At 72.4% G+C, this 23,892-nt stretch carries 21 protein-coding genes and 1 pseudogene; 11 read left to right on the forward strand and 11 right to left on the reverse strand.

Translation table 11 applies throughout. From position 1 onward, the window contains the following. Window positions 1-40 precede the first annotated feature (40 nt). On the reverse strand, window positions 41-793 hold the full coding sequence (locus FRAQA3DRAFT_RS21260) for a hypothetical protein (RefSeq protein WP_009741110.1): 753 nt from the start codon (window positions 791-793) through the stop codon (window positions 41-43). Window positions 794-974: 181 nt separating this feature from the next. On the opposite strand from FRAQA3DRAFT_RS21260, the gene FRAQA3DRAFT_RS21265 reads away from it, so the two are divergent. Further along, entirely contained in the window at window positions 975-2,237 is a 1,263-nt protein-coding gene (locus FRAQA3DRAFT_RS21265) for a helix-turn-helix domain-containing protein (RefSeq protein ID WP_198286950.1), read from the forward strand. A 4-nt stretch (window positions 2,238-2,241) separates the two neighbouring features. Further along, entirely contained in the window at window positions 2,242-2,820 is a 579-nt protein-coding gene (locus FRAQA3DRAFT_RS21270) for a GNAT family N-acetyltransferase (RefSeq protein WP_009741112.1), read from the forward strand. Between the two features lie 597 nt (window positions 2,821-3,417). On the opposite strand, the gene FRAQA3DRAFT_RS21275 is transcribed toward FRAQA3DRAFT_RS21270, so the two are convergent. After that, a complete protein-coding gene (locus FRAQA3DRAFT_RS21275; RefSeq protein ID WP_232291692.1) occupies window positions 3,418-4,122 on the reverse strand; it encodes a recombinase family protein in 705 nt (234 codons plus the stop codon). A 304-nt stretch (window positions 4,123-4,426) separates the two neighbouring features. Continuing rightward, window positions 4,427-4,627 (reverse strand): hypothetical protein, encoded by a 201-nt coding sequence (locus FRAQA3DRAFT_RS21280; RefSeq protein WP_232291693.1) that lies wholly within the window; start codon window positions 4,625-4,627, stop codon window positions 4,427-4,429. Between the two features lie 478 nt (window positions 4,628-5,105). Between FRAQA3DRAFT_RS21280 and FRAQA3DRAFT_RS21290 the strand changes: the two are divergent. Then, window positions 5,106-5,684, forward strand: a pseudogene (locus tag FRAQA3DRAFT_RS21290) (SAM-dependent methyltransferase); the annotation flags it as partial. 67 nt (window positions 5,685-5,751) lie between these two features. Here the strand turns inward: FRAQA3DRAFT_RS21290 and nudC are convergent. From nudC to FRAQA3DRAFT_RS21305, 3 genes are all read right to left on the reverse strand, one after another. Then, complete coding sequence (gene nudC, locus FRAQA3DRAFT_RS21295; protein ID WP_009741118.1) at window positions 5,752-6,795, reverse strand: NAD(+) diphosphatase; 1,044 nt, start codon at window positions 6,793-6,795, stop codon at window positions 5,752-5,754. A 142-nt stretch (window positions 6,796-6,937) separates the two neighbouring features. After that, window positions 6,938-8,716: a hypothetical protein gene (locus FRAQA3DRAFT_RS21300; protein WP_009741119.1), complete on the reverse strand. Its 1,779-nt coding sequence runs from the start codon at window positions 8,714-8,716 to the stop codon at window positions 6,938-6,940. Window positions 8,717-8,825: 109 nt separating this feature from the next. Further along, window positions 8,826-9,611: an enoyl-CoA hydratase/isomerase family protein gene (locus tag FRAQA3DRAFT_RS21305; protein WP_009741120.1), complete on the reverse strand. Its 786-nt coding sequence runs from the start codon at window positions 9,609-9,611 to the stop codon at window positions 8,826-8,828. A gap of 841 nt (window positions 9,612-10,452) precedes the next feature. Between FRAQA3DRAFT_RS21305 and FRAQA3DRAFT_RS21310 the strand changes: the two genes are divergently transcribed. Beyond that, complete coding sequence (locus FRAQA3DRAFT_RS21310; RefSeq protein WP_009741122.1) at window positions 10,453-12,390, forward strand: ABC transporter ATP-binding protein; 1,938 nt, start codon at window positions 10,453-10,455, stop codon at window positions 12,388-12,390. A gap of 103 nt (window positions 12,391-12,493) precedes the next feature. On the opposite strand, the gene FRAQA3DRAFT_RS21315 is transcribed toward FRAQA3DRAFT_RS21310, so the two are convergent. After that, window positions 12,494-13,585: a glycosyltransferase gene (locus FRAQA3DRAFT_RS21315; RefSeq protein WP_232292145.1), complete on the reverse strand. Its 1,092-nt coding sequence runs from the start codon at window positions 13,583-13,585 to the stop codon at window positions 12,494-12,496. Between the two features lie 122 nt (window positions 13,586-13,707). Here FRAQA3DRAFT_RS21315 and FRAQA3DRAFT_RS21320 point away from each other — a divergent pair, with 122 nt between their 5' ends. Next, window positions 13,708-14,178: an NUDIX hydrolase gene (locus tag FRAQA3DRAFT_RS21320; protein ID WP_009741124.1), complete on the forward strand. Its 471-nt coding sequence runs from the start codon at window positions 13,708-13,710 to the stop codon at window positions 14,176-14,178. 453 nt (window positions 14,179-14,631) lie between these two features. Then, the gene (locus FRAQA3DRAFT_RS21325) at window positions 14,632-15,756 is read left to right on the forward strand and encodes an ABC transporter substrate-binding protein (protein ID WP_232291694.1); all 1,125 of its coding nucleotides are present in this window, start codon (window positions 14,632-14,634) and stop codon (window positions 15,754-15,756) included. Here the strand turns inward: FRAQA3DRAFT_RS21325 and FRAQA3DRAFT_RS21330 are convergent. Both FRAQA3DRAFT_RS21330 and FRAQA3DRAFT_RS21335 read right to left on the reverse strand, forming a co-directional pair. Beyond that, complete coding sequence (locus FRAQA3DRAFT_RS21330) at window positions 15,695-16,255, reverse strand: MFS transporter (protein ID WP_009741126.1); 561 nt, start codon at window positions 16,253-16,255, stop codon at window positions 15,695-15,697. The genes FRAQA3DRAFT_RS21325 and FRAQA3DRAFT_RS21330 overlap by 62 nt on opposite strands. A 292-nt stretch (window positions 16,256-16,547) precedes the next feature. Beyond that, complete coding sequence (locus tag FRAQA3DRAFT_RS21335; protein ID WP_009741127.1) at window positions 16,548-17,126, reverse strand: TetR/AcrR family transcriptional regulator; 579 nt, start codon at window positions 17,124-17,126, stop codon at window positions 16,548-16,550. A gap of 146 nt (window positions 17,127-17,272) precedes the next feature. On the opposite strand from FRAQA3DRAFT_RS21335, the gene FRAQA3DRAFT_RS21340 reads away from it, so the two are divergent. Continuing rightward, on the forward strand, window positions 17,273-18,265 hold the full coding sequence (locus tag FRAQA3DRAFT_RS21340) for a TIGR03620 family F420-dependent LLM class oxidoreductase (protein WP_009741128.1): 993 nt from the start codon (window positions 17,273-17,275) through the stop codon (window positions 18,263-18,265). 296 nt (window positions 18,266-18,561) lie between these two features. Here the strand turns inward: FRAQA3DRAFT_RS21340 and FRAQA3DRAFT_RS21345 are convergent, their stop codons facing one another. After that, window positions 18,562-19,041: a helix-turn-helix domain-containing protein gene (locus FRAQA3DRAFT_RS21345; protein WP_009741129.1), complete on the reverse strand. Its 480-nt coding sequence runs from the start codon at window positions 19,039-19,041 to the stop codon at window positions 18,562-18,564. A gap of 116 nt (window positions 19,042-19,157) precedes the next feature. Here FRAQA3DRAFT_RS21345 and FRAQA3DRAFT_RS21350 point away from each other — a divergent pair, with 116 nt between their 5' ends. Together FRAQA3DRAFT_RS21350 and FRAQA3DRAFT_RS21355 are read left to right on the forward strand one after the other, a co-directional pair. Continuing rightward, window positions 19,158-19,787 carry an LUD domain-containing protein gene (locus FRAQA3DRAFT_RS21350; protein ID WP_035923244.1) on the forward strand — a complete coding sequence of 210 codons (630 nt, stop codon included), beginning with the start codon at window positions 19,158-19,160 and terminating at the stop codon, window positions 19,785-19,787. A gap of 38 nt (window positions 19,788-19,825) precedes the next feature. Next, complete coding sequence (locus FRAQA3DRAFT_RS21355; RefSeq protein WP_009741131.1) at window positions 19,826-20,977, forward strand: LLM class flavin-dependent oxidoreductase; 1,152 nt, start codon at window positions 19,826-19,828, stop codon at window positions 20,975-20,977. A gap of 197 nt (window positions 20,978-21,174) precedes the next feature. Here the strand turns inward: FRAQA3DRAFT_RS21355 and FRAQA3DRAFT_RS21360 are convergent, their stop codons facing one another. Next, window positions 21,175-21,579 (reverse strand): MerR family transcriptional regulator, encoded by a 405-nt coding sequence (locus tag FRAQA3DRAFT_RS21360; RefSeq protein ID WP_009741132.1) that lies wholly within the window; start codon window positions 21,577-21,579, stop codon window positions 21,175-21,177. Window positions 21,580-21,730: 151 nt separating this feature from the next. On the opposite strand from FRAQA3DRAFT_RS21360, the gene FRAQA3DRAFT_RS21365 reads away from it, so the two are divergent. Next, window positions 21,731-22,567 (forward strand): NAD(P)-binding domain-containing protein, encoded by an 837-nt coding sequence (locus FRAQA3DRAFT_RS21365; protein WP_157468630.1) that lies wholly within the window; start codon window positions 21,731-21,733, stop codon window positions 22,565-22,567. A 160-nt stretch (window positions 22,568-22,727) separates the two neighbouring features. Then, window positions 22,728-23,888, forward strand: coding sequence for a GntG family PLP-dependent aldolase (locus FRAQA3DRAFT_RS21370; protein ID WP_009741134.1), 1,161 nt, complete (start codon window positions 22,728-22,730; stop codon window positions 23,886-23,888). Window positions 23,889-23,892 lie beyond the last annotated feature (4 nt).

Here is a 23,892-nt window from a genome sequence, read left to right on the forward strand (position 1 = left end):
CGGTGAAGGCGGGGTGCGGTCACCGGCCGGCCCCAGAGCATCAGGCGGTGGAGGCCACGCCGGGCAAGGCGCGAATCGACGCGATCCACTCCGCCTTCATCGTGCCCAGCTCCGTTCGGAACCCCGCCAGGTCGACCCCGTAAGGCGCGACCACGCCGCCGGACAAGTTGGGTGACGACTGGCAGCCGTGGACGAGCCGGCCGCCGAGCGCCGCATGCGCCCGGACGGAGGCGACCCGCCGATACTCGTTGAAGAACCCGCCGTGGTACAGGTCATCGATCCGCTCAGACTCCGCGGTGTCGAGGCCGAACACGACCTCCGCCGTGGCAGCGAAGAACCACGCCGGCCCAATGTCGGAGATGTCCCCGGACAGCTCCACCCGGTTCAACGCCGCCAGCGTCGCCGACTCCCGCAGAATCCGCAGGTCCCACGCGGAGACGTCCAGGTCCGGATCATCGACGACATCCCGGGAAAACAGGTAGCTGTATACCTTGTCCGCCGTCCGCAGCACCGCGGCCGGATCGTCGGTGCGTTGACCGAAGGCGCGGACGAACTCCAACGCCTGCTGCTCCACCGCCGCCGTCTCCGTCTCCGTCTGCGACAGCAGCCGATCGGTGACCAGGTCCCAATCCACCAGCATCCACACCGGCCGATCGCTGCGACGGAAGAAGTACACGGCCGGGTCGATTCTCAACGTCGAGCCGTCCACCTCAACCCCCGGGATACGCTCCCACGCGGGGGTGAACGGCTGCCCCGTCTCCACCTCGATCTTCGTTTCCAACGCCGTGGCCATCTCGACATCCCTTCCCGTTGACCTTCGGCGCCGGCCGGGGACCTCATGTCAGCCCGACCGGAACCGCTACACCGATCGTGGTCGCCATCGCAGGTCGGAGGAATGTATGACTGGTCCTCGCACATATGCTGATGTCGAGGTCATGGCCTCCCCCATGCGCCCCCGGGGCCACGATGACGACATGCCCGCGTTGCTCGGCCCCGAGATCCGGCGCCGCCGGACCGCCGCCGGACTTTCACAGCAGCGCCTCGCGGCGCGCGTCGAAGCCGACCAGGGTCTGATCTCCAAGATTGAGACGGGCGTGAAGGCGCCGTCACCTCGCCTGTTGAAGGCGCTCGACGATGCGCTGCACGCCGGAGGTGACCTGGTCGACCTGCACTGCCAGGAGACCCACGCCGAGCCGGGCGCACACCACGACGCGCATTCCCGGAAACAGAAGGAGATGGTCACTGTGGCCGCCCACCGTGCCCGCGAATTCGTCCTGTCCCATCAGGCGACGCTGACTACCGAGACGATCGAACAGGTCTACGACGACGTGCGGACACTCGCCGTCGCCTACCCGAAACAGCCCCTCGCGGACCTCCTCGGACCACTCGCCGAGGTCCAAGACACCCTTTTCAGTCTTCTCGAACAGCGACAGAAGCCTGCACAGGCGCAGCAGCTCTATCTACTCGCCGGCGTGACCGGCGGACTGCTAGGCAAAGCCGCCCACGACCTTAGCGTCCCCCACGCCGCCATGACTCACGCCCGGACCGCGTTCGTCTGCGCCGAACAGGCCGACCACGACGGCCTACGCGCCTGGATACGCGGACTGCAATCCCTCATCGCCTACTGGGGCGGTCGACCACGCGAAGCCCTCCGCTACGCCCAGACCGGCGCCACGTTCGCCGCCTCCAGCGGAGGCACAGTTGCTGTCTGGCTTCCCCTCAACGAGGCACGAGCGTGGGCCGCTCTGCGCAACGTTGAGGAAACCCGAGCAGCCATCGACAAGGCCGAACGCGCCTGGGAGCAGGTCACCGTCGACGAGCTCGACGAGATCGGCGGCATGTGCACTTTCTCCCACGCACGCCAGTCCTACTACGCTGCCGACGCGCTGAACTGGCATCCCACCGAGGCCGACGCGGCAGAGACCTACTCCACGCGGGCCGTCGACGCCTACAGCGACACCAACCGACCCGAATGGGCGTTCGGTGACCAGGCCGGTAGCCACACCGGGCTTGCCCTCGCCCGCATCGCCCGCGGTGACCTCGACGGTGCCACCGACGCCATCACGCCCGTACTCGGTCTCGTCCCCGAACAGCGGATCAACGGGATTGTGCACAGTGTGCAACGGTTGCATGCCGCCATCGCCCACTCAGAGTTGGGCGCGGACCCCGCCGCCCGCAGCCTGCAAGAGCAGATCGAGACCTTCACCCGCACTCCGGCCGCCGCTCTGCCACGGTAGGACCGTGACCCTCCTCTACCCCCTCCACCTGGCCGGCACCGCTGTCACGCTCCGCGAGTTCAGCGAGGACGACACCAAAGCCGTACACGCCCTTGTCGGGGATACGCGCGTCACCGACTACCTGTCCTTCGACGCCAAGACCCGCGAGCAGTCCGACACCATGCTCGCCGGCATCGTCGACCGTGCGCGGCAGGAGCCCCGGACGGAGTTCTACCTTGCCGTCGACCTCGCCGGATCACTGATCGGCTTCGCCCGACTCGGGCTCAACGGCGTGCAGGCCGCGAAGCTCGGCTACGCCATCCACGCTGACCTATGGGGACACGGACACGCCACCGACGCCGTCCGTACCGCCATCCAGTTCGGCTTCGGCGTCTTGGGGCTTCACCGCATCAGCGCCGCGATCGGCCCAAACAACACGGCCTCCATCGCCGTCGTCGAGCACCTCGGCTTCACCCTCGAAGGACGCATTCGCGACCACGTGTACACGGGCGGCATCTGGCGCGACAGCCTCCTCTACTCTGTCCTGACTCACGAATGGCCAGCTCAGCCACGCAGCACGACACACACGGCTGGGCGCTCCTGATCGGCCGTACCGAACTCATCTGAGGTCATCGCCAAAATTCCTTACGGTTTCAAGGCGCGCCTGCGGCGCGCGCGTGTGACCTGCCGCACACGCCGTGCCCGCCGTGCGCGCCACTCCCGCGGGACTCGCCGCACCCGGCGGGGCCCCGCCTCCCTTCGGTCGGCACCCCGCCGGAGCGTCGGCCCCGCGGGAGTGTCGGCCCGTCGGCCCCGTCGGAGCGTCACGCCCCACGCCAGTGGAACGACGAGCACCAGGACGTCAGCGACAACGGGCCCGCGTTGGCTTGTCGGGGCTCCGCCCCAAACCCCGGCCCTCTCTCTGGAGGAGGGGGAAGGGCGCGGCAGGTCCGCTGATCGCCTCCGCCGCCCGGACCCCCGAGGGCTACCCCGGAACCTCCCGCCCGCGCAAGGGACGCACAGCGCCCAGCAGGGACGCCCGCGCCGTTGGCGCCCTTGCACGGACGAGAGAACCCGGGGTAGGGCTACGCCGCCCGACCGACGGAGGAGATCAGCTCAGCCCGAACTCTGTGAAGAGCAAAACCCGGGCCCGGTGTCGTTGTCGACCTCCGAACCCGGGCTCACTCATGCTTGCTTTACGTCAGGCGATGAGGGATTCGACCAGCGCCCGCCCGACCGGGTCACCGGTGTCGACACCGTCACGTGCCGCCACGATGCGAAGGTTACGGCGGACCAGGAGCGCCAGGACCGACATTCGCGCGTCTTCCGTCGACCCCAGCCGGTCCAGCGAGTCGACGACGACGACGTCCCAGCCCGCGTGCACCAGCCGCAGCGCAGTCCACCAGCCCCGGAGCCCGTCTTTCCCCTGGTAGATCACCGGCCCCGCCGACCAGCCCCGCGCCGCGCACACCTCAGCGCACACCGCCCGTTGGGCAGCACGCTCGGAAGCGTCGACGTCATCCCGGACGAAGGTCAACGCCCGCACGTGCGGAGCTACCTCACGCACGCCCTCCAGGGCGACGTGCATCCCGTACGCCAGCGCATCCAGTACGTCGACCTGTTCCGTGGCGCCCGCGATCCCGATCAGGCCGGAAAGGCTACGCAGAGCAGCGGCAACCGAGCGGGTGAAAAGATCAGTGGTGGGAGTCGCGAGCGAACCGTCTTCCAGCTCCACCGCCGCCTTCACCAGCGCCTCCCGCGCCGCCGCAAGAAGACCGTCAACCCGATCCGCGCTTTCCCGTACCGGATCGTGTGGCATGCTGCTCATAGGTCCTGCCCCTGTCTGCTTCAGGTGGTGGGACTCAGGCCCGGGTTGGTGTTGGCGCACCGTCCGGGCCGTCTTCATCCCTGTACCTACATCATCGCAAGATTCCTATACGTTGTTTAACCAGCGCAGATACGCCGAACGGCCGGTAACCCCGTTGAGGTCACCGGCCGCCCGAGCCGCAGTCAGCGCCCGGCACCCGCCTTCCGGATCATGTCTGCCAGAACGACGACTGATCGAGGGTCGCAGCGCAGCAGGCACCCCAGCAGGCGTTTCCCGGACGGTCCCGCGGGAGCGCCCGCCAGAATGAGATGTAGCGACTCTTCGTAGGAGTTCCAGACCCCCGCACCGGGCTGGACTTCACACGGCACCCATCCCGCCGCCATCAGATGCCACCGAGCGTGGAGCCAAGGTCCGGCAGAGCCCGGAACCGCAGGACCACCGCCGAACCCCCCGGACCCGCCGCCCAATGATCCACGTAGAGGACCGGGGGAAGGGTAGCCGTCACGTCGACAAGATCCCGCAACGAAGCGCCCGAGGTCATCGTCAGGTCATACAGATCGTCTCCCGAGTACGCCAGGGTCACGAACGGTCGACCTTCGTAGGGGTTACGCCAGCCACGACCGGAAGGCGGAATACTAGACACAGGTCACCTCTGTCTACCCGAGTGGTGATCTAGGTGTCGGGTGCGTGTTGGCCCACTCGCCCGACACCGCTAACACCCACAACAATAGCGCGTTGCGCTGCAAAGTTGGGGTGAACGCTAGTATTCCCTGGTGGTTGACGACCCCCTGATCGGCTATGCCGGCATAGCCGAGATGGCCGGCATCAAGACGTCGACCTTGCGCAGCTACCGCGCCCAGGGACGCCTACCCGAGCCCGACGACGCATCGGTACCCGACCGCCCACGCTGGCGGACCAGCACCATCACGGCATGGCTAGCCAGCCGCCCAGGACGTGGCGCCCGAACCGACCTCCACCCACCGGACCCCCCCGAGTGATCACGGCCGAAGCAGTGGCTCAGGTCATGTGATGTGGCTCACAATATTCGGTGTACTTCGCGAAATATCTGCACCGGCATCCCCACCTCGCCGAACCTGCACGAGGTCGCGCAGGGCATCGCGCCGGACACCCGCGTCGTGTACGCGGACAACGACCCGATCGTGCTCGCCCATGCCCGCGCGCTGCTGACCAGCACGCCGCAGGGCCGCACCGCCTACCTCGACGCCGACATCCGCGACCCCGAACGCATCCTGGCCTCCGCCGAGCTGCGCGGCACCCTCGACCTGACGAAGCCCGTCGCGCTCTCCCTCATCGCGATCTTCCACTTCATCGACGACGCGGACGACCCGTACGGCATCGTCCGCCGGCTCGTCGACGAGCTGCCCGCCGGCAGCTACCTCGCGCTCACGAACGCGACCGGCGACCACGACCCGACGTTCGAACCGGCCGCGGAGACCTACCGGCGCCGCGGCGTCACGATGCGCCTGCGCAACCGCGCCGAGGTCGAGCGCTTCTTCGACGGCCTGGAGCTGATCGATCCCGGCGTGCAGGTCGTCCACCGCTGGCGCCCCGACGACACCACCGAGGACCTCACCGACGCGCAGGTCAGCGTGTACGGCGCCATCGCCCGAAAGCCGTGATGCGCCAGAGCCGGCGGCCAGCCGCAGCCCCCTGACCGCATCATGGGTGCGGCGGCTACCCGCCGCGTCAGCCGGCGGCGGACCAGGAGTCGATCATGGTGCGGGCGATGGACATCCGGCCGGGCAGGCGGATCGGCGGGGTGCCGGTCGCAGGCGGGTCGTCGGCGGCGGCCCAGTCGTCGCCGCGGGCCAGAGCCTGGCGCACCTCGTCGCGGGTCACCCACAGCGCCTCGCTGATCTCCGCCTCGTCCAGGCGCAGCGGCTGGGCGGGATCGGCCACCGCGTGGAAGCCGAGCATCAGGGACCGCGGGAACGGCCAGGCCTGGCTGCCGAGGTAGCGGATGTCGGTGACGTCGAGCCCGACCTCCTCGCCGATCTCGCGCGCCACGCACGCCTCCAGCGACTCGCCCGCCTCGACGAAGCCGGCGAGCACCGAGAAGCGGCCCGCCGGCCAGGCCCGGTGGCGGCCGAGCAGCATCCGATCCGCGCCGTCGTGCACCAGGCAGATCACCGCCGGGTCCGTCCGCGGGTACTCCTCGTGGTGCTGCGCCTCGCAGACGCGCGCCCAGCCGGCGTTGGCCAGCCGGGTCGGCGAACCGTCCCGGGCGCAGAACAGGGCCCGGCCGTGCCAGTTCAGCAGGGCGACCGCCGCGGCCAGCAGCGCCGCGTCGCGCCCACCGAGCTCCGCGCCGACCGAGAACAGGTTGAGCCACCGGACCTCGTCGCCGGCCGCGGCCTGCTCCCGGCCGCCGCGCACCGCCCAGTACGCGACCCCGTCGGCCTCGCCGAGCAGCAGCGCGTCCGCCGGCGGGGAGCCGGCGACCTCGCTCGCCGCCCGCGTCCACAGCCGGGGGCCGCCGCCCGCGTCGTCCACGCCGGGCACCGCACCGGTGTCGTCCACCCTGTCGGCGGCGCCGGGCACCTCACCGGCGCTGGACCTGTCGACCGGCGGCCCCCACAGCACGGGGCTGCGGCCCTCCTCGTCGACGAGGAGGACCCGGGCCGTGGCCCAGCCCTCCTTCTGTCGCCCGGTGTCCTGCCGCAACGGCTCGTCCCGAAGCAGGGCGGCTCCCGCCAGGACAGGCGGCCGAACCAGCCCGAAATCAGTCACAGTGTTGCATCCTCCAGTACAAGCCGCGTGCACGTTCACGGTATGCCGGCACCGACGCCGACTCCCCGCCCCCGACTGCGCTGGCTGGTCCGACCCGGCGGCAGCGGACCTCCCCCGGTACGACGCGCAACGCCGGTGACGGTCAGCCCACGTGGCCGCCGCGGACCTGGCCGTCGGCGTCACGCCAGGCGTACATGTTGCCGACGAGCGCGCCGGCGAACCGCGGGGTCGTGCTGGGAACATCGACTGGTCCGCCCTCGACGCACGGATACCAGCGCTCGTCCTTGTACTGGGCATCGCCGGTGCCCTCGACGGTGAAGCCGGGCTTCGCCACCGCGCCCGTGAAACACCACCCGGATGCCGGGGGCGACTCGTCCAGCGGGCCGTTGGCGATGTCGAGCAGAACGGTCCGCTGCGGCGTCCGGACGGCGTAGCGGGTGTCGTCGACCCGCAGGATGTCCGGCGAGCCCGCCGCGGTGCCGAAGACGAGGCCCGGGACCGCCCCGGCCACCCACCGCCAGGTCGTCCGCCCGCTCTCGGCCCCGAAGCCCTCCACCGTGACCTGCACGCCCTCGGCCGAGGAGTCCTGGGAGCTGTACCGGACGGTACCCGCGTACGTGCACCTGATCGGGTTGCGGATGTCGGTACTCAGGCCGCCGCAGTACGTCGTGGCCGCCGGCGAGACCCACAGCGTCTCGCCGGTCTGCGCGTCGAAGGCGGCGGTTGCCCACAGCCTGGCCGCGTCCCGGGTCAGCGGGGCGCCGGAAAGCTGCGCGGCGCGCTGTTCGGGCGGCGGGACGTAGCCCAGCGACACGACGTAGAGGTCGTTGCTCAGGCCGACCTTCCAGCCATAGTCGGGGCTCACGTCCAAGCCTCGGAACAGGGTCGCGTAGGGCCGTCGCCAGCGCTCGGCGCCGGTCTCGGTGTAGGCGATCAGGTCGCGCCCGTTGTCGTAGAGTCGGGCGCCGATGGAGCGGGAGTATCCCGGGCTCGGCGCGGTATCGACCTCGACGATCGAGGCCCGCACCGTCGACGCGCGCACCGTCGACGCCCGCACCGTCGACGCCCGCACCGTCGACGCGCGCACGGACGACGCCCGCACGGACGACGGCGCCTCCGCCGCCGCCCGCACCGGGGACGGGGCGGTCAGGATCGAGGGCGTGGTCGGCGTCGCCGGATCGGGGTGGTGCAGCGGTCGCCGGATCTGGCCGGGGCCCGCGGCGTTCGCGGGTTCCGCCTCGGAGTTGCGCGGCGCACCGGTCCGGCCGTCCAGGATGACGGGACCCGAGCCGTTGCCGGCCGGCACGCAGATGTCACCATCCCCGCAGATCTCCGGCGCGGACGGCGGTTGGAGACGACCGTCCCCATAGGACCATACCCGATGGCCGGACCTCGCCTCCGCGGCGACCACGGACACGCCTCCCGTCGCCACCGCGCCGGCCGAGAATGGTTGCCCGGGCTCCATCCAGACGACGATCCTGCCGCCGGACAGCGTCATGGTGCTGAGCCCCACGCCCGGCGCCACCCGCGACGGGCTTGCCGGGGCAGTCCACCGCGGCCGGCCCGAGCTCGGATCGAGGCTGACCATCTCGAAGGTGCCCACCGCCGTCAGCGCCTGGAAGACGACCGAGTCGTCGGCGGCGAGTGGCGACTCCACCGCGCGGATGCCGCTCTTCCACCGCCCGGCGACAGGTGCGGCGCCGCGCCACGACCCGTCGCCGGCATCGGCGTCGGTAGCGGCCGCGTCGGGAGCCTCGCCGGCGCCTGCTCCGTCGGAACCGGCTCCGTCGGAGCAGGCGCCGAGGACGAGACCGGCCAGCCCGGCCGCGGCCGCGACCCGCCGCAGCCGGCGCCTCCGCTGCCCACGGGAGCGACCGGACGCTCCGACCCGCTCACCGGCGCACCGTCGCAGGCTCTTCAACGTGCGCTCCTCGCATCCGACCACCCACCAGCGGTGATTTCGGGTGGGGAGAAGTCATATCAGGACGGCACTGACATAGACGACCCGGACGGCCTCGGCGACGCGGCGGTCAGGTGAACTTCGGGGCGCGCTTCTCGACGAAGGCCGTGATGCCCTCCCGGCCGTCGCCGACCGCGCTGCGCGCGATCTCGCGCGCCTCCAGCTCCATCTGCGTCTCCAGGCCGTTGGCGAAGGTCTGCACCAGCAGTCGCTTGATGGCCCCGTGCGAGTCGGCCGGACCGGCCGCGATCCGCTGCGCCAGCGCCGCCGCCTCACCGGCGAGCTCCTCGGCGGGCACGACCCGGGTGACCAGCCCCCATTCGAGCGCCTCGGCGGCGGACAGCCGGCGGTTGAGGAACATGAACTCCTGCGTGCGGCGCAGCCCCAGCAGTCGGGGCAGCGTGTAGGAGGAACTGCCGTCCGGGCTGAGCCCCACGTTGGTGTAGGCCATGGTGAAGGTGGCGGAATCGGCCGCGAGGACCAGGTCGCCGGCGGCCGCGATGCTGACCCCCGCGCCCGCGGTGACGCCGTTGACGGCGACGATCAGCGGTGCGTTCATCCGCGCGAAGATCGACACCGCGCGGTGCAGGTCGTCGGCGAGCTTTTTGATTTCCACGCCGATGCGATCGCCGTGGTCCGCCATCTCCTTCACGTCGCCGCCGGCGGTGAAGAAACGGCCGGTCGCGGTCAGCAGGACAGCCCGGACCGACGGGTCGCCGTCGCAGACAGCCGCCGCCCGGGCCAGTTCCGCGGCCATCTCCTGGTTGACGCCGTTCGCGGCGTCCGGGCGGTCCAGGGTGATCCGGACCACCCCGCCGTCACGCTCGAACTTCAGCGTCCGGAACTGCGGACTCATCGGTGTCTCCGTTCCACGGGTCGAGCCTTCACGGGTTGCCTGCGTCCGCAGGTCCTGCCTTCACCGGAACTCCTGGGCACGCGGCCCACGGACGCCGGTCTCCGCCGACGCCCGGGTCGCACGCGGCGGTTCCACGGGCCGGCGGCGACCCGTGGGCGCCCGGCGCGGCCGACGGCGGACCGCCGGCCGCGCCGGGCTTGTCCTGACAGACCTACCAGCAACCGGCCGCCGACGCCCGTCTCACGCCCGGCCGCCCGGACTCCGCCCGCTCCCGCCCCCTCCCCGGTTCGGCCCACCCCACCCGGGCCCCGTCCCCCCGGCGCCACTGCGCATGCCTCCCGACCCTCGCCGCCGCCTGCGCCGATCCGCCACCGCCACCGATCGCCACCGCCACCGATCGCAGCCGCCACTCCTCTCACGATTCGAAACCAATTGACCGCACACCGTACAGACCTCGCAACGCTCAGCACCGGAAGGACCGCCCAGGCGAAACGGAAACCCTCCACAAACACGAGATCAAAACTCCCCCGAAAATCACCACCGTGATTTCCGCCATCACAGCGAAGCCACAGGAACACCCAGGAAATCCACAGGAGAAATCCCCTCCGACGCACTATCGTGGATTCCGGTCGGCAATACAGCCGACAAATCGGAAGGGAATTAAACAATGCCACTCAAGAAGATTCTTCCGCCGCCGCCGAAGCCGAAGAAGCACAAGAAGCCGCTGCCTCCCCCGCTGCCGAAGAAGCCGATCCACAAGTAAGAGCGATTCAGCGGTGTCAGCTCGGGGTGCGGCGACCGTGGCCGCCGCACCCCGGGTCCGCCGGGAAGGGCGGTATAGATGTCCGCGCGACACGCGGCGCGTACCGCGGCCGGCGCGGCCGCGGACGAAAGCGGAACCGCTGCGGCCCGCCGGGTGCTGCGGCGGCTGCTCCCGCTGGTCCGACCCGAGCGCGGCCTGCTGCTCGGGGCGACGGCACTGGTGCTGGCCAGCACGGCCGGCGAGACCGCGACAGTCTGGCTGTTCGGCCGGCTCACCGACTCCGCGCTCGTCCAGGCCTCGCCGCATGCCTTCCTCACGCCGGCGGTCCTGTGGCTCGCCGTCGCCGTCGCCGGCGGTGTCTGCTCCTACGTGGGCCACTGCCTGCAGGCGAAAGCGTCGGGCCGGTTGCTGGCCCGGCTGCGCGAGCTGATGCTCGACCGCCTGCATGCCATGTCGCCGACCTTCTTCGCGCAGCGGCCGGCCGGCGATCTGATGACCCGGTTCGGCTCGGACGTCGACGCCGTCGACGAGCTCGCCGCCAGCGGGCTGGTGGGAGCGACCACGGCCGGTTGCGGCGTGGTGTGCTTCACCGCGGCCGCCTTCGTGCTGCGCTGGGACCTGGCGCTGCTGGCCTGCGCCGCGGCACCGTTGTACTGGCTGCTCACCCGCCGGCTCGCGGGCCGGGTGCACGAGGTCTCGCAGGAGGAGCGGGCCGCCGAGGGCCGCATCGCCGCCGTGGTCGAGGAGAACATCACCGCCAACGCCCTCATCCAGACGCACGGGATGGCGAAGCCCGAACGGCGGCGGTTGCGCCATCACAGCATGGCCTGGTTCGAGGCCCGGCTGGTCGCCTACCGGATGGCGACGGCGAACGCCGTGCTGGCCACGCTGCTGGAGACGGTCTTCGTGCTGGCCGTGCTGTACATGGGCACCTGGGAAATCTCCGAGGGCCGGCTGACCATCGGTGGCCTGCTGTCCTTTGCCGGCTTCCTCGGCTACCTGTACGGCCCGGTGCAGGAGCTCGGCGAACTCGTCGTGTCGATCAGCACCGCGGTGAGCTCCGGCGAGCGGATCATCGAGCTGCTCGACCATCCCGCGGAGGTCGAGGATCACCCGGACGCCCGGCCGCTGCAGCGGGTGCGCGGGCACATCTGCTTCGAGCGGGTCGGCCTGACCTACTCGGAGGCGATCCGCCCGGCCCTCGACGACGTCTCGTTCACTCTGCGCCCCGGCGAGTTGTCCGTGCTCACCGGCTCCAGCGGCGTGGGGAAGTCGACGTTGACGAAGCTCATGGTGCGGCTGCACGACCCGTCGGCGGGGCGCGTGCTGCTCGACGGGCACGACCTGCGTGACGTCACCCTGGCGTCGCTGCGCCGGGCGGTGACGGTGGTGGCCCAGGACAGCCAGCTCGTCGATGGCACGCTGTGGGAGAACCTCACCTGGGGCATCCCGGACGCCGACCCCGACCGGGTCGTCGCGGCCGCGCGCGCCGCCGGGGTGCACGGCTTCGGGCTCCGACTGCCCGACGGCTACGAAACGCCGCTCGGTCAGGGCGGCCGACGGCTGTCCGGCGGCCAGCGGCGAAGGGTCTCGATCGCGCGGGCGCTGCTGCGCGACTCGCCCGTCCTGATCCTCGACGAGCCGACCGCGGGACTCGACGACGACGTCGCCGGGCTCGTGGTGCGCTCCCTGCGCCGGCTCGCCGCCCACCGGACCGTGCTGGTGATCACCCACGACATGCGACTGGTGGCCCAGGCCGACGCGCTCATCGTGCTCGACCGTGGCGGGGTCATCGACCCGAGGGCCGGCCGCAGGCCACGCGCGGGCAGCGGGGCCTGGGAACAGCCGCACGCCGGGGAGGCGCACGCCGGGGAGGCGCGCACCGGGAACGAGTCCCGCGAGCAGCCCGGCCGTCCTCTGCGGGAAAGGATGCACACCACCGGCAGCCGGATCGGAACCGTGCCGGCTACCTCCCCGGGCCGTTCCACCCGCCGGGCGACGCCGGCGCGGCGGTGACACGAAAGGGCCACCGGGAATGGCCGTCGGGCCCCGTCCTCGACCGTCCTCGACCGTGCCTGGCCGGCCAGGCCGACAAGCCACCGCCGCCGCGGCGGCCGGGTCAACCGGCGAGCGCCGCCAGCCGGGGGACGAGCTCGGCCGGCGCCGGCATGGCCAGCATCTCGCGGCGCACCTCCCGCGCGGTGGTGGCGAGCCGCGGGTCGGTGACGAGCCGGGCCAGCACGTCCGCGGTGATGTCGCGGGCAGCCACCGCCAGGCCGGCACCGCTCGCCGCGACGAGCTCGGCGTTGTGCCGCCGGTCGCCGCTTCCGGGCACCACGAGCTGCGGGACACCGGCGGCGAGCGCGCCCAGCACCGATCCCGCGCCGCCGTGATGCACGACCCCCGCGCAGCCGGGCAGCGCCTGGTTGATCGGGATCCAGTCGACGGCGCGCACGCGGGCGGGCAGCGGCCGACGCAGCACCGCCCGCTCCGGCCGGACCAGGACGATCTCGGCGTCGGCCCGGGCGGCCACCCGCACCACCGCGCGCATGACGTCGCTGCCGCCCGGCCCGGCGACGGTGCTGCGGCTGACCAGGATGCGCGCAGCGGCGGGCGGCTCACGCAGCCAGTCCGGCAGGGTGCCCAGGCCCGGGTGCGGGACGCCGCTCATCGGCCAGCCGGCGCGCACCCCCACCACGCGCGGTGGGGCGATGGTGACCACCCCAGCCCCGGGCAGCCCGCCGGGGGGGTCCACCCCGAGCCGGGCCGCCGTCGCCCGGACCAGCTCGGGTCCGTCGAACAGGGAGTTCTCGTGCAGGACGGCCGGCTCGCCGCCGCGGCCGGCGGCGAGCGCGCCGGCGACCGCCAGCGGCTCGTAGAGCACGAGATCCGGCCGGAACCGGTCCATGCGATCCCGGACGGCAGGCGCCATCCGCCGGTTGACCTCCGCGAACAGCCGCGCCACCATGCGGGTGCCCGCCCGGCCGGCGAGCTCCGCCCGGCCCAGCAGCGGATGTCGCAGCAGCACCCCGCCGGCGAGGCGGCCGATGCGGATGCCCGGCGCCACGTCGTCGACCGCGAATCCGGACTGCCGGACCGCCAGCGCATCCCCGCCGGCAGCCAGCAACACCTCGTGCCCGGCGGCGCGCAGGGCCTGCGCGGTCGGCACCATGGGCAGCAGATGGCCGAGCAGCGGCGCCGACACAATCATGACCCGCACGAGCGCCCCCTGTTCCGACAGCGGAGCATCAACAGAGAATGACTCTAGCCATACGGTGTGCACCGATGTAGTTCGAGCCGGATGCCCCGACCGCGACCGGTAACGTGCCGGCCATGGCGGCGTTGCTGGACGACTACGTGGCCCGGTCGAGGAAGGCGGTGGCGGCCGGCTGCCTGCTGCGCGACGCCGCCGGGCGCGTGCTGCTGGTGGAGCCGACGTACAAGCCGAACTGGGAGGTCCCGGGCGGGATCGCCGAGCCCGGCGAGTCCCCGCGGCGGACCGCGCAGCGCGAGCTGGGCGAGGAGCTCGGGCTCGACCTGCCGGTCGGCCGGCTGATGTGCGTCGACCATCTCGCCGCCACCCCGCAGCGGGCGGACGCGCTGCGGTTCCTGTTCGCCGTGGACGGCCCGCCGATCCCGGTGGACGCGTTCGTCCTGCAGGCCTCGGAGATCCGCTCGGCCCGGTACTGCACACCCGCCGAGGTCGCCGAGCGGGCCTCGGCGCGCCTGGCCCGTCGGGTCGCCGCCTGCCTGACCGCCCCGCGCCTGCCCGTCTACCTGGAGGACGGCATCCCCGCCGGGTGAGCCTCCGACGGGGTGCCCGCCCGTCCGCCACCCGTCGACCCCGTCGACCCGCCAGCCCGCCAGCCCGCCGACGGTGGCGGACGGGGACGCACTGCTTCGGGTCACCCTGCATCCCACCCCTTGACCGGACCTGTGACCTGGCTAACATAGCTCACCATGTGAGCTGGGTAACACACCCGGCTTCCTCCGCTGAGCACCTTCCGACCGCGGATCGACCGGGATCGGAGATCGGCAGGGCGGGGCCGCCCTCGCGTCCGGTGAGGGTCGCGGGGCTAAGCGGGACGAGATGGAGGGGCTGTGGGCAGCACAGGTGTGTGGGGGAGGGGTCCGCGCCGGGCGCGGGTGGGAGCGGCGCTCCTGGCCGTCGGCCTGGGCCTGTTACCGGCCGCGTGCGGCAGTGACGGGAGCGGTGGCGGCGGGGGCGCGGCAGCGACCCCGGCGGCCGGCTCGACCGTGACGCTCCCCCCGGGCACGAAGGCGACCGGCGCGCCGGTGAAGATCGGTTTCATCACCGCGGAGGGCGGCAGCGCGATCTCCCTGCCCGAAGTCCGCGAAGGCGCCCAGGCGGCTGCCGCCTACGCCAACGACTACCTCGGCGGCATCGGCGGGCGACCCATCCAGCTCGTCGTCTGCAAGTCGCAGGAGGACGCGGCCTCCGCCCGCAACTGTGCCAACCAGATGGTCGAGCAGAAGGTCACCGCCGTGAACATCGGCACCACGGCCTTCGCCGACTCGATGGTCCCGGTCATCACCGGCGCCAGGATCCCCTACACGACGGGTGTGGCGGCCAGCGGCGCCGAGTTCGTCACCGACGGCGCCTTCTCCTGGACCGGCGGCTTCCCGGCGACGCTCGGTGTCATGGCGCGGACCGCCAAGGACAAGGGCTACAAGAGCGTCTCCCTGTTCGTCACGGACGCCCCCGCCGTGACCGCCGGCGCGAACGCGCTGGGCAAGCCGGTGTTCGCCAAGGCCGGCGTCGGCCTCGACATCGTCGCGATCCCGCTCGGTACGCCGGACGCCACGACCCAGGTCACCTCCGCGATCAACAAGAAGCCCGGCGCGGTGATCCTCGTCGGTGACGGGACCTTCTGCACCTCGGTGCTCAAGGGCCTGGTCGCGGTCAACGCCACCCAGCCGAGGTTCGTCATCCAGCCGTGCCTGTCGAGGACCGTCGAGGACGCCGCGCCCGGCGCGCTGGACGGCGCGACGCTGTTCACCCCGGGCGACACCGACAGCGACGACGCCGAGGCCAAGCTCTACCGGACGGTGATGGGCAGGTACGCGCCGAAAACGGCCCTCGACGGCTACGCGGTGACCGGCTACCAGAACCTGCTGGGCCTCGTCCGCGCGCTCAAGGGCCTCACCGGGGACGTCTCCCCCGCCTCCGTGACCATCACCCTCAAGGCCGCCAGGGACGTCGTCCTACCAGCCGGCGACGGGCTGACGTTCACCTGCGACGGCACCGCGATCCCGAACCTGAAGGCGCTGTGCTCGACGGGCTCGGTCGTCGCCACGGTCAGGGGCACCAGGGCGACCGATTACCGGACGGTGGACTCGGCCAGTCTGTTCGGCGGCTGATCCCGCACCTCCCCCAGCCGTCCGGTCGGTGCCGGGCCCTGCCCCGCCTCCGGCGCCTGCCCGCGGCGGCCGCCGCCCAGGCCCGCGCCCGGGCGCAGCAGCCGGGCGCAGCAGCCGGATGAGACCGGCCGTGGCGACGCCGACCCCGACCAGCACCCACAGGCTCGCCGTGAACGCGCCGCAGCGCGCAGCCCGCCGTGACGCCGAGGGCGCCCACCGCGAGGACCCGGTGGCCGAGCCGGGCGCCGAACGGCCCGGCCAGGAACATCGCCAGGAAGTAGCCGGCGCCGACGGCGATGAAGACGATCCCGGAGAACATCGCGCTGTAGCCGCGTCCCTGCTGGAGGTAGAGCGCGAGGACGAAGAAGAACGAGCCCGGGATCAGGGCGAACACCAGTGCGACGCACGTGCCGGCGGCGAAGGCGCGACGGCGGAACAGGGTGAGGTCGATCAGCGGCGCTCCGTCGGTGCGCGACGGAGCAGGCGTAGACGACGGCACGGATCTCCCTGAGCCGCCGGCATCCCCGCGGCGCCACCCGCGCGGGCGGCCAGCCGGTGATGCCGAGGACGGATCGGATCGGTGGCGGGGAAACCTCCCCGCCGCGCCCGATCGTCCGGCGACCCGCACATCCCGTCGATTACGCGCGGGGTAATGCCGCGCCGCCGGGCGTGACCTCTCGGGTCCGGACGGCGGAAGAGGGAGGGTGAGGCCGCAGGGCCTCGGGTGCCTACCGCCCTGCGTCGAACTGCCCGGCCTCGAACTGCCCGGCCTCGAACTGCCCGGCGTCGGACTACGCGGGGCCGGACTGCGCGGGGCGGGGAGCCAACCCCTCGACGGTCAGGTGCAGCAGGCGGTCGAGGGCGAGGCTGCCGGGCAGGGCGGCGGAGGTCTGCTCATGCGCCCAGGACAGCCCGCTGACCAGGGTGAACAGCTCGAGGACGGTGACATCGGGCCGGATCTGCCCGGCCTGCTGGGCACCGCGGAGCAGGTCGCCACCGGCGGTGCGCATCACCTCGCAGGCGGCGTGCAGCTCGCTGGCGGGGTCGAGCAGGGTCTGCATGAGGGCCGCGGTGAGCCCGCGGTAGGTGCCGTTGAACGCGACGAGTTCGCGCAGCCAGGCGAGCAGCGCGGGTCCGGCGGGCCGGGCGGCCGCCGCCTCGCCGGCGGACGCGGTCAGGCGCTGGAACTCCTCGCGCAACACCGCCTCCAGCAGCGCCTCCCGGGCCGGGAAATGCCGGTAGAACGTGCCCGTGCCGACGCCGGCCCGGCGGGCGATGTCCTCCAGCGAGGCGCCGGTGCCGTGCTCGGCGAAGGCGACGCGGGCCTCAGCCAGCAGCCGCTCGTAGTTGCGGCGAGCGTCGGCGCGCATGGTGCGCGTCCCGGTCACACCGCCCACGTTCCTAACCCCCGGTTCGATGTCGTGTCGAGATGGCTAACCGGAGCCTACCTCCACTATGGTGATGAGTCACGGAGCGGAGGCAGCCTCCGGTTAGCTCATCAGCAGACGAGGGAGCGATGATGACGACGGTGGACGCGGCGACAGAAACGGCGGCGGACCCGCAGGCGCCGACGGCCCAGGAAGTGATGACGGCCCAGGAAGTGATGACGGCCCAGGTGGTCGCGGACACGCGCCGACGGCTCGGCCGGTACGGCGTGTGGCTGGCGGCGGCCACCCTGCTCGCCACGCCGGTGGCGGTCCAGCGCCGCCAGTTCGACCGCATCGAGCGCCTGGGCTACGGCTCGCTGTGGGGCGCCGAGCCGCCCGCCGGCGCGCCGGTCAGCGGCCGGGAGGCGTTCACCCAGCACGGCCTGATGCTCGCCGCCACCGAGCGGATCGTCGTCGGCACCGGCATCGCCAACGTGACCGTCCGCGAGCCGGCCGCCATGCACACCGGCGCCGCCACCCTCGCCGAGGCATACCCGAACCGGTTCGTGCTCGGGCTCGGCGGGCAGCAGGGGTCACGTCCCCTGACCGCGCTCGCCGACTACCTGCACGCGGTGGACGACGTCGCGGCCTGGCTACTGCCCGCGCCGCGCTACCCACGGGTGCTCGCCGCCCTGGGGCCGCGCGCCCACCGGCTGGCCCGCGACCACGCCGACGGGGTGCACCCCTTCCTGCAGCCGGTGGCGCACACCGCCGCGGCCCGCGCCGCCGTCGGTCCGGACCGGCTCGTCATCCCGCACCAGGCCGTGGTGCTCACCACCGATCCGGTAGCCGCGCGCGGGCGACTGCGGGCCATCTTCGACGCCGGGGTGAGGAGCCCGCAATCCCCATACGCCAGAAATTACCGGCGCCTCGGCTACAGCGACGCGGACCTGTCCGGCGGGCGCAGCGACCGGTTGATCGACGACATCCTCGCCTGGGGAGACGCCGATGCCGTGGCGGCGCGGCTGGCCGCCCACCTGGCGGCCGGCGCCGACCACGTGCTTGTGCACCCGTTCGCCGCCGACCTGCCGGCAGCCGTCGACCAGCTCGAACGGCTGGCCCCGCTGCTGACCGGCGCCTAGACAAGTAAGTTTTCATGGTCCAGTGGCCTGGGGGATCTGGTCTGACGACGGGGCGCCTCGAGGCTCGGTGTGCCCCTGACCGCCGCATCCTTCGTACCGCTCCGTCGCCAACTGTGCGCAGAATCGTGCCGAGGGGTAGTCACGGTTTCTGGCCCGAGAACCGTGACCAAACCTTGGCATGATGTGGCCGCAACGTGACCGGAGACCAGGCGGGCGGCAGTGGCCCGTGCGGCGCCGACCGGGCTAGCGGACGACCACCCGGGGCGGCAAGAAAGATTTGGGCTCACTCGTCTAGATCAACGCCCGTCGTACTCCTGGCGTGCAACGTCGATCTGGTCCATGTGTTCCAGAGCCCAGCTCATCAGCGCCCAGGCCGTGTCGAGCAACGTCCGGCCGAGCTCGGTCAGCTCGTAGTCGACCCGCGGCGGGACGACCGGATGCACGGTCCGGCGGACCAGACCATCGCGTTCGAGCCCGCGCAGGGTCGCGGTGAGCATGCGTTGGCTGATGCCCGGCACAGCCCGCCGAAGCTCGGTGAACCGCTGGCTGCCCCGGCCGAGCTCGCTGACCACCGTCAGTGTCCACTTGTCTCCGACCCGGTCGAGGATCTCGCGGACCCGGCACGTCGCGTCGTCGCGGACCGCCAGGACCGCCGCCGCCCGCGTGTCCGCCGGCCCGCCGCCGATCGGGCCGACCACGCCGTTCAGGCCGACCACGCCGTTCGGGCCATCACCACTCGGGCCACCCTCGTCGCCGACGGCGGACTTCGCGCGCATGGTTACCTCCACGTCACCGAGGCAGAAAATAGTGCCGTCTTCCGAGGCACTCGATGGTTCCGCAGAATCGGCTCAGTTACCAGAAGGAACCATCAACCCGCATCGGAGTGACCGTCATGACCACCCTGGCACCCCCGCTCGACGAGGCGTTCGCAGTCCCGGCCGACGCGGCGCGGCTCGACCGGACGGCCGCGAACCTGCGCGAGCGCGGCTACCTCGTCCACCTCGTGGACACCGCCGAACAGGCCCGCCGGCTCGTCCGGGAGCTGCTCCCCCGGGACGAGGAGATCTTCACCGCGTCCAGCGAGACGCTGCGCCTGTCCGGCATCGCGGCGGACATCGACGAGTCTGGCGAGTTCCGGTCCGTGCGCCGTGACGCCCCCTCGCCGGGGGCCGACGTGATTGCCCAGATCCGGCTCGGGGCCCTGCCCGACGTGGTCGTCGGCAGCGTGCACGCGGTGACCGAGGAGGGCCAGCTCGTCGTCGGCTCGGCCAGCGGCAGCCAGCTCGCGCCGTACGCCTCGGGCGCCCGCCGGGCGATCTGGGTGGTCGGCGCGCAGAAGGTGGTGCCGGACCTGGCGACCGGCATCCGCCGCGTGCATGCCTACAGCCTGCCCCGGGAGTGGCAGCGGTTGCAGGACCTCTACGGCCAGAGCTCGTTCATCGGCAAGATCCTCATCGTGGAGCGGGAGGCCTTCCCGGACCGCGCCACCGTCGTCCTGGTCCGTGCGGCCCTGGGCTTCTGACCGGCGTCGCCCCACGTGCGCAACGGTGGTGAAGCGGCATGAAATTCCTGGCCAGCACGCTGGCGGCGCGCGATGTCGGCGCCGCCGTGACAGCGGCGACAGCAGCGACGACGACAGTGGCGGCGACGACGGCGACGACAGCGGCGGCGAGGTCATCGCAGGCGGCGGAGCACGAGCGGGAGCGGCTGCGGGCTCTGGTCGACCTCGCGATCTGGGCCGAGGGCGTCGGTTACGACGCGTTCGGCGTCGGCGAGCGGCACAACCCCGCGTTCCTGTCGTCCGCCCCCGCCGTGCTGCTCGCCCACATCGCCGCTCGGACCAGCCGGATCCGGCTGGTCACCACCGTCGCCGTGCTCTCGCTGGCCGACCCGGTCCGCGCCGCCGAGGAGTACGCCACGCTCGACCATCTCAGCGACGGCCGCCTCGACCTGATCATCGGCAAGGGCAACGATCCGGTCTCACCGGGCATGTTCGGCGTCGACGCCGCCGAGCTCTGGGACCGGTTGGCGGAGAACTACGAGCTGTTCCGCCGGCTGTGGCGCGAGGAGGACGTGACCTGGACGGGTCGCTTCCGCCCGCCGCTGCGGGGGGCGACCACCCGGCCGCGGCCGTTGCAGCAGCCGGCGCCGCGGGTCTGGCACGGCTCGGCGTCCAGCGAGCGGTCGACCGAGCTCGCCGCCCGCTGGGGCGACCCGTTGTACTCGGCGAACGGCTTCCGCCGCACCGACCATTCCCTCGCGCTCGTCCAACGCTACCGCGACCGGCTCGCCCACCACGGTCACGACCCGGCCGCCACGCCGCTCGCCCTCGGCGTGCACTCCCCGATCATCACCGACCGCTCGCAGGACGCCCTCGCGCTCGCCCGCCCCGCCTTCGCCGCGTTCCGCAACCTCCCGGTGGCCCGGCAGAACCACTTCCCGTTCGACTCGCTGGAGGACTTCATCGACAACGGCTCGGCCCTCGTCGGCACCGCCGACCAGATCACCGAAAAGCTGCTCGACCTGCACCGGCGCTTCGGCAACCAGGTCCTCGGCGTCGGCGTGGAGGGCTTCTTCCTCACCGACCCCGCCACCACCCGCGCCCACCTGGAACGCTTCTTCGCCGAGGTCGCCCCCACCCTGCGCGCCGAGCTCCCCTCCTTCGTCTGGGCCACCGATCCGCCGGGGGATCGGGGCCGCGGCGTCGCTTGACCTACTCAGTGATCAGCGGCCACGGACTGCCCGGCACCCAGCCTGACGATCTTGATGTTCCGCGGAACCGCACCACGATCTTCGCGCTCCCGCCGCCACCGCGTCACCGCGGTTCACCACCCGAGGCAGCATGCCACCGGATCAGATCCCGCCGCGAGAGCAACCTTCCACAAACAGATCACAACCCGATACGCGTCCTAGGTGCCGTCGGCGGGAGCGCAGGCGCCAGGGGTCGCTCCCATGGCCGGCGTCGCGGCGATGACGGCGGCGAGCAGGCGGTGCGCGGCAGTGAGATCGGCGATGGCCGCGGCAATCCGGTCGCGTTCGCCTTCCAGATGCGGCAGCAGTTCGGGGCAGCCCGGGGCGAGCGCTCCACCGGGTCCCGCGGCGTCGACCATGCAGGGCAGCACCTCGGCGATGATCGACGTGGGGAGGCCGGCGGCGAGCAGGACGCGGATGCGTCGCACGGTCTCGACGTCGGCCTCGCCGTAGTCGCGATAACCACTCGGCTGGCGGTCCGGGGTCAGCAGCCCCTGTTCCTCGTAGTAACGCAGCGCCCGTCCGCTGACCTGGGCCCGCCGGGCAAGCTCACCAATGCGCACGGGGCCTCCCTCGCTCAGCGCCGGACAGGGCTTGACCTTGACGTCAACGTGAAGCTTTAGCGTAGCCACCGTGACAGATCAACCACTTCTTGCGCACGGTCGCCCGAATCCGGGCGGCGCCGGCGCGGTGACGGTTCTCGGCCTGGGTCCGATGGGGAGCGCCCTGGCCGCCGCGTTCCTGACGGCAGGGCATCCCACCACGGTGTGGAACCGATCGCCGGGGAAAGCCGAGCCGCTGGTCGCGCGTGGCGCGGCGCTGGCCGCCTCCCCGGCCGAGGCCGTGGCGGCCAGCCCGCTCACGGTCGTGTGCGTTCTCGACCACCAGGCGGTCGAGACGATCCTCGCGGCGGTGGGCGACGCGCTTCGCGGCCGCGTTCTCGTCAACCTGACCTCGGACTCCCCCGACCGGTCCCGGACGCTGGCCGCCCGCAGCGCCGCCGACGGGATCGCCCATCTCGAGGGTTCCGTCATGACGCCGGCCTCGACCATCGGCGGGCCGGCCGCCTCCGTGCTCTACAGCGGGCCGGAATCCCTGTACCGCGCCCAGGCGGGCACACTTGCCGCGATCGGCGGTTCGGCCACGTTCCTCGGCCCGGACCCGGGCCGTGCGGCGGCGTACGACATGGCGCTGCTCGACGTGTTCTGGACGGCGATGAGCGGCGTGGTGCACGCTTTCGCCCTCGCCGGCGCGGAGGGGATCCGAGCCGGTGACCTCTCGCCGTTTGCACAGGGCGTCAGCGGCCTGCTGGCGAGCATCATCGACGACTTCGCGGGCCGCATCGACGAGGGACGCCACGACACCGCGCAGTCCACCGTCCTGTCCGCGGCCGCCGGGATGAGGCACATCATCCACACCGCCCGGGCCCGCGACCTGGACACCGGCGTGCTCGACGCCGCCGAAGCGCTCGCCCGCCGCGCCATCGACGCCGGCCATGGCGCCGACGGCTTCTCCCGCCTGGCGCAGACCCTCACCCCTGGCGCGACCTGACGTCCGTCGGAGCACGGGCGCCACCGCCGGGGAACGTCGCCGGGGGCGGAGGCCGAGGTCACCGAGGTGGTCGAGTCACCGAGGTGGTCAAGGTGGTCAAGGTGGTCAAGGTGGTCGAGGTGGTCGGCCGGATGGCTAAGGGCCAATACCATCGCCAAGCATGACCATCGACGCTTCCCGTGACGGCACCCCCACGGACGACACGGCGGCCACCGGCGCCCAGATCGCCACTCCGGCCTCGCGGTCGGCAGGTCGACCGGCCGCCACTCCGGCCGGGCCGGTCGACCTGCGCAGCGACACGGTGACCCGGCCGACCGCGGCGATGCGCCGGGCGATGGCGGACGCGGAGGTCGGCGACGACCACTACGGCGAGGACCCGTCGGTGCGGGCCCTGGAGGAGTACGCCGCGGACCTGCTCGGCCACGAGGCGGCCGTGTTCGTCCCCAGCGGGACCATGGGCAACTTCGTCGCGCTGCGCGCCAGCGCGCCGGTCGGAACCGAGATCATCGCCGACACCGAAGCCCACATCGTGACCTACGAGATGGGCGGCCTGGCCGCGCTCGGCGGGGTCCAGACCCGCACGCTGCCCGGCCTCGCCGACACGGCGGACCCGGCGGACGTCGCCGCGGCGATCCGCGCGCACAGCATCGGCGGCAATTACAACATGGTCCGCACCAGCGTGCTGGCCGTGGAGAACACCGCCGCCCGTGCCGGGGGCCGGGTCTGGTCACCGGCTCGCCTGGACCAGTTCCGCGACCTCGCCACCGCCGCCGGAGTCGCGATGCACTGCGACGGCGCCCGCCTGTGGAACGCGGCCGTCGCCGGCGCCGTCGAACCGCGCCGGCTCGCGGAACCGTTCACGACCCTGTCGGTCTGCCTGTCCAAGGGGCTGGGCGCACCGGTCGGATCGCTGGTGATCTGTGACGCCGGGCGGGTCGGCGAGGTTCGGGACTGGCGTCGGCGGCTCGGCGGGGCGATGCGCCAGTCCGGCGTGCTGGCCGCGGCGGGCCTGCACGCGCTGCGCCACCACGTCGAACGCCTCGCCGAGGACCACCGGCGGGCAGCCGAACTCGCCGCGCTGCTCGCCGACGCCGCGCCCGGCCACGTGGACCCGAAGCAGGTCGAGACCAACATGGTGCTCGTCGAGGTCGCCGACGCCGGGCGGTTCGCTCGCCACGCCGCGGAGCAGGGCGTGCTGATCGGCGCGATCAGCCCGACCACCCTGCGGATCGTCACCCATCTCGACATCGACGACGCGGGCATCCACCACGCCGGATCGGTCCTCGCCGGCCTTCTGCGCGCAGAGCCGACCGCCGCCTGACCTG

Origin of the sequence: Frankia sp. QA3 (assembly GCF_000262465.1) — a bacterium.
Classification (GTDB): Bacteria; Actinomycetota; Actinomycetes; order Frankiales; family Frankiaceae; genus Frankia.

What these genes read in the sequence shown, in the direction of transcription:
- FRAQA3DRAFT_RS21275 (WP_232291692.1), bottom strand. Translation starts at nt 4,122, where the DNA reads ATGAAGACGGCCCGGACGGTGCGCCAACACCAACCCGGGCCTGAGTCC.
- FRAQA3DRAFT_RS21265 (WP_198286950.1), top strand. Translation starts at nt 975, where the DNA reads ATGCCCGCGTTGCTCGGCCCCGAGATCCGGCGCCGCCGGACCGCCGCC.
- FRAQA3DRAFT_RS21320 (WP_009741124.1), top strand. Translation starts at nt 13,708, where the DNA reads ATGGCGGCGTTGCTGGACGACTACGTGGCCCGGTCGAGGAAGGCGGTG.
- FRAQA3DRAFT_RS21355 (WP_009741131.1), top strand. Translation starts at nt 19,826, where the DNA reads ATGAAATTCCTGGCCAGCACGCTGGCGGCGCGCGATGTCGGCGCCGCC.
- FRAQA3DRAFT_RS21260 (WP_009741110.1), bottom strand. Translation starts at nt 793, where the DNA reads ATGGCCACGGCGTTGGAAACGAAGATCGAGGTGGAGACGGGGCAGCCG.
- FRAQA3DRAFT_RS21365 (WP_157468630.1), top strand. Translation starts at nt 21,731, where the DNA reads ATGGGGAGCGCCCTGGCCGCCGCGTTCCTGACGGCAGGGCATCCCACC.
- FRAQA3DRAFT_RS21305 (WP_009741120.1), bottom strand. Translation starts at nt 9,611, where the DNA reads ATGAGTCCGCAGTTCCGGACGCTGAAGTTCGAGCGTGACGGCGGGGTG.
- FRAQA3DRAFT_RS21370 (WP_009741134.1), top strand. Translation starts at nt 22,728, where the DNA reads ATGACCATCGACGCTTCCCGTGACGGCACCCCCACGGACGACACGGCG.
- FRAQA3DRAFT_RS21340 (WP_009741128.1), top strand. Translation starts at nt 17,273, where the DNA reads ATGATGACGACGGTGGACGCGGCGACAGAAACGGCGGCGGACCCGCAG.
- FRAQA3DRAFT_RS21350 (WP_035923244.1), top strand. Translation starts at nt 19,158, where the DNA reads ATGACCACCCTGGCACCCCCGCTCGACGAGGCGTTCGCAGTCCCGGCC.
- FRAQA3DRAFT_RS21335 (WP_009741127.1), bottom strand. Translation starts at nt 17,126, where the DNA reads ATGCGCGCCGACGCTCGCCGCAACTACGAGCGGCTGCTGGCTGAGGCC.
- FRAQA3DRAFT_RS21315 (WP_232292145.1), bottom strand. Translation starts at nt 13,585, where the DNA reads ATGATTGTGTCGGCGCCGCTGCTCGGCCATCTGCTGCCCATGGTGCCG.
- FRAQA3DRAFT_RS21345 (WP_009741129.1), bottom strand. Translation starts at nt 19,041, where the DNA reads ATGCGCGCGAAGTCCGCCGTCGGCGACGAGGGTGGCCCGAGTGGTGAT.
- FRAQA3DRAFT_RS21310 (WP_009741122.1), top strand. Translation starts at nt 10,453, where the DNA reads ATGTCCGCGCGACACGCGGCGCGTACCGCGGCCGGCGCGGCCGCGGAC.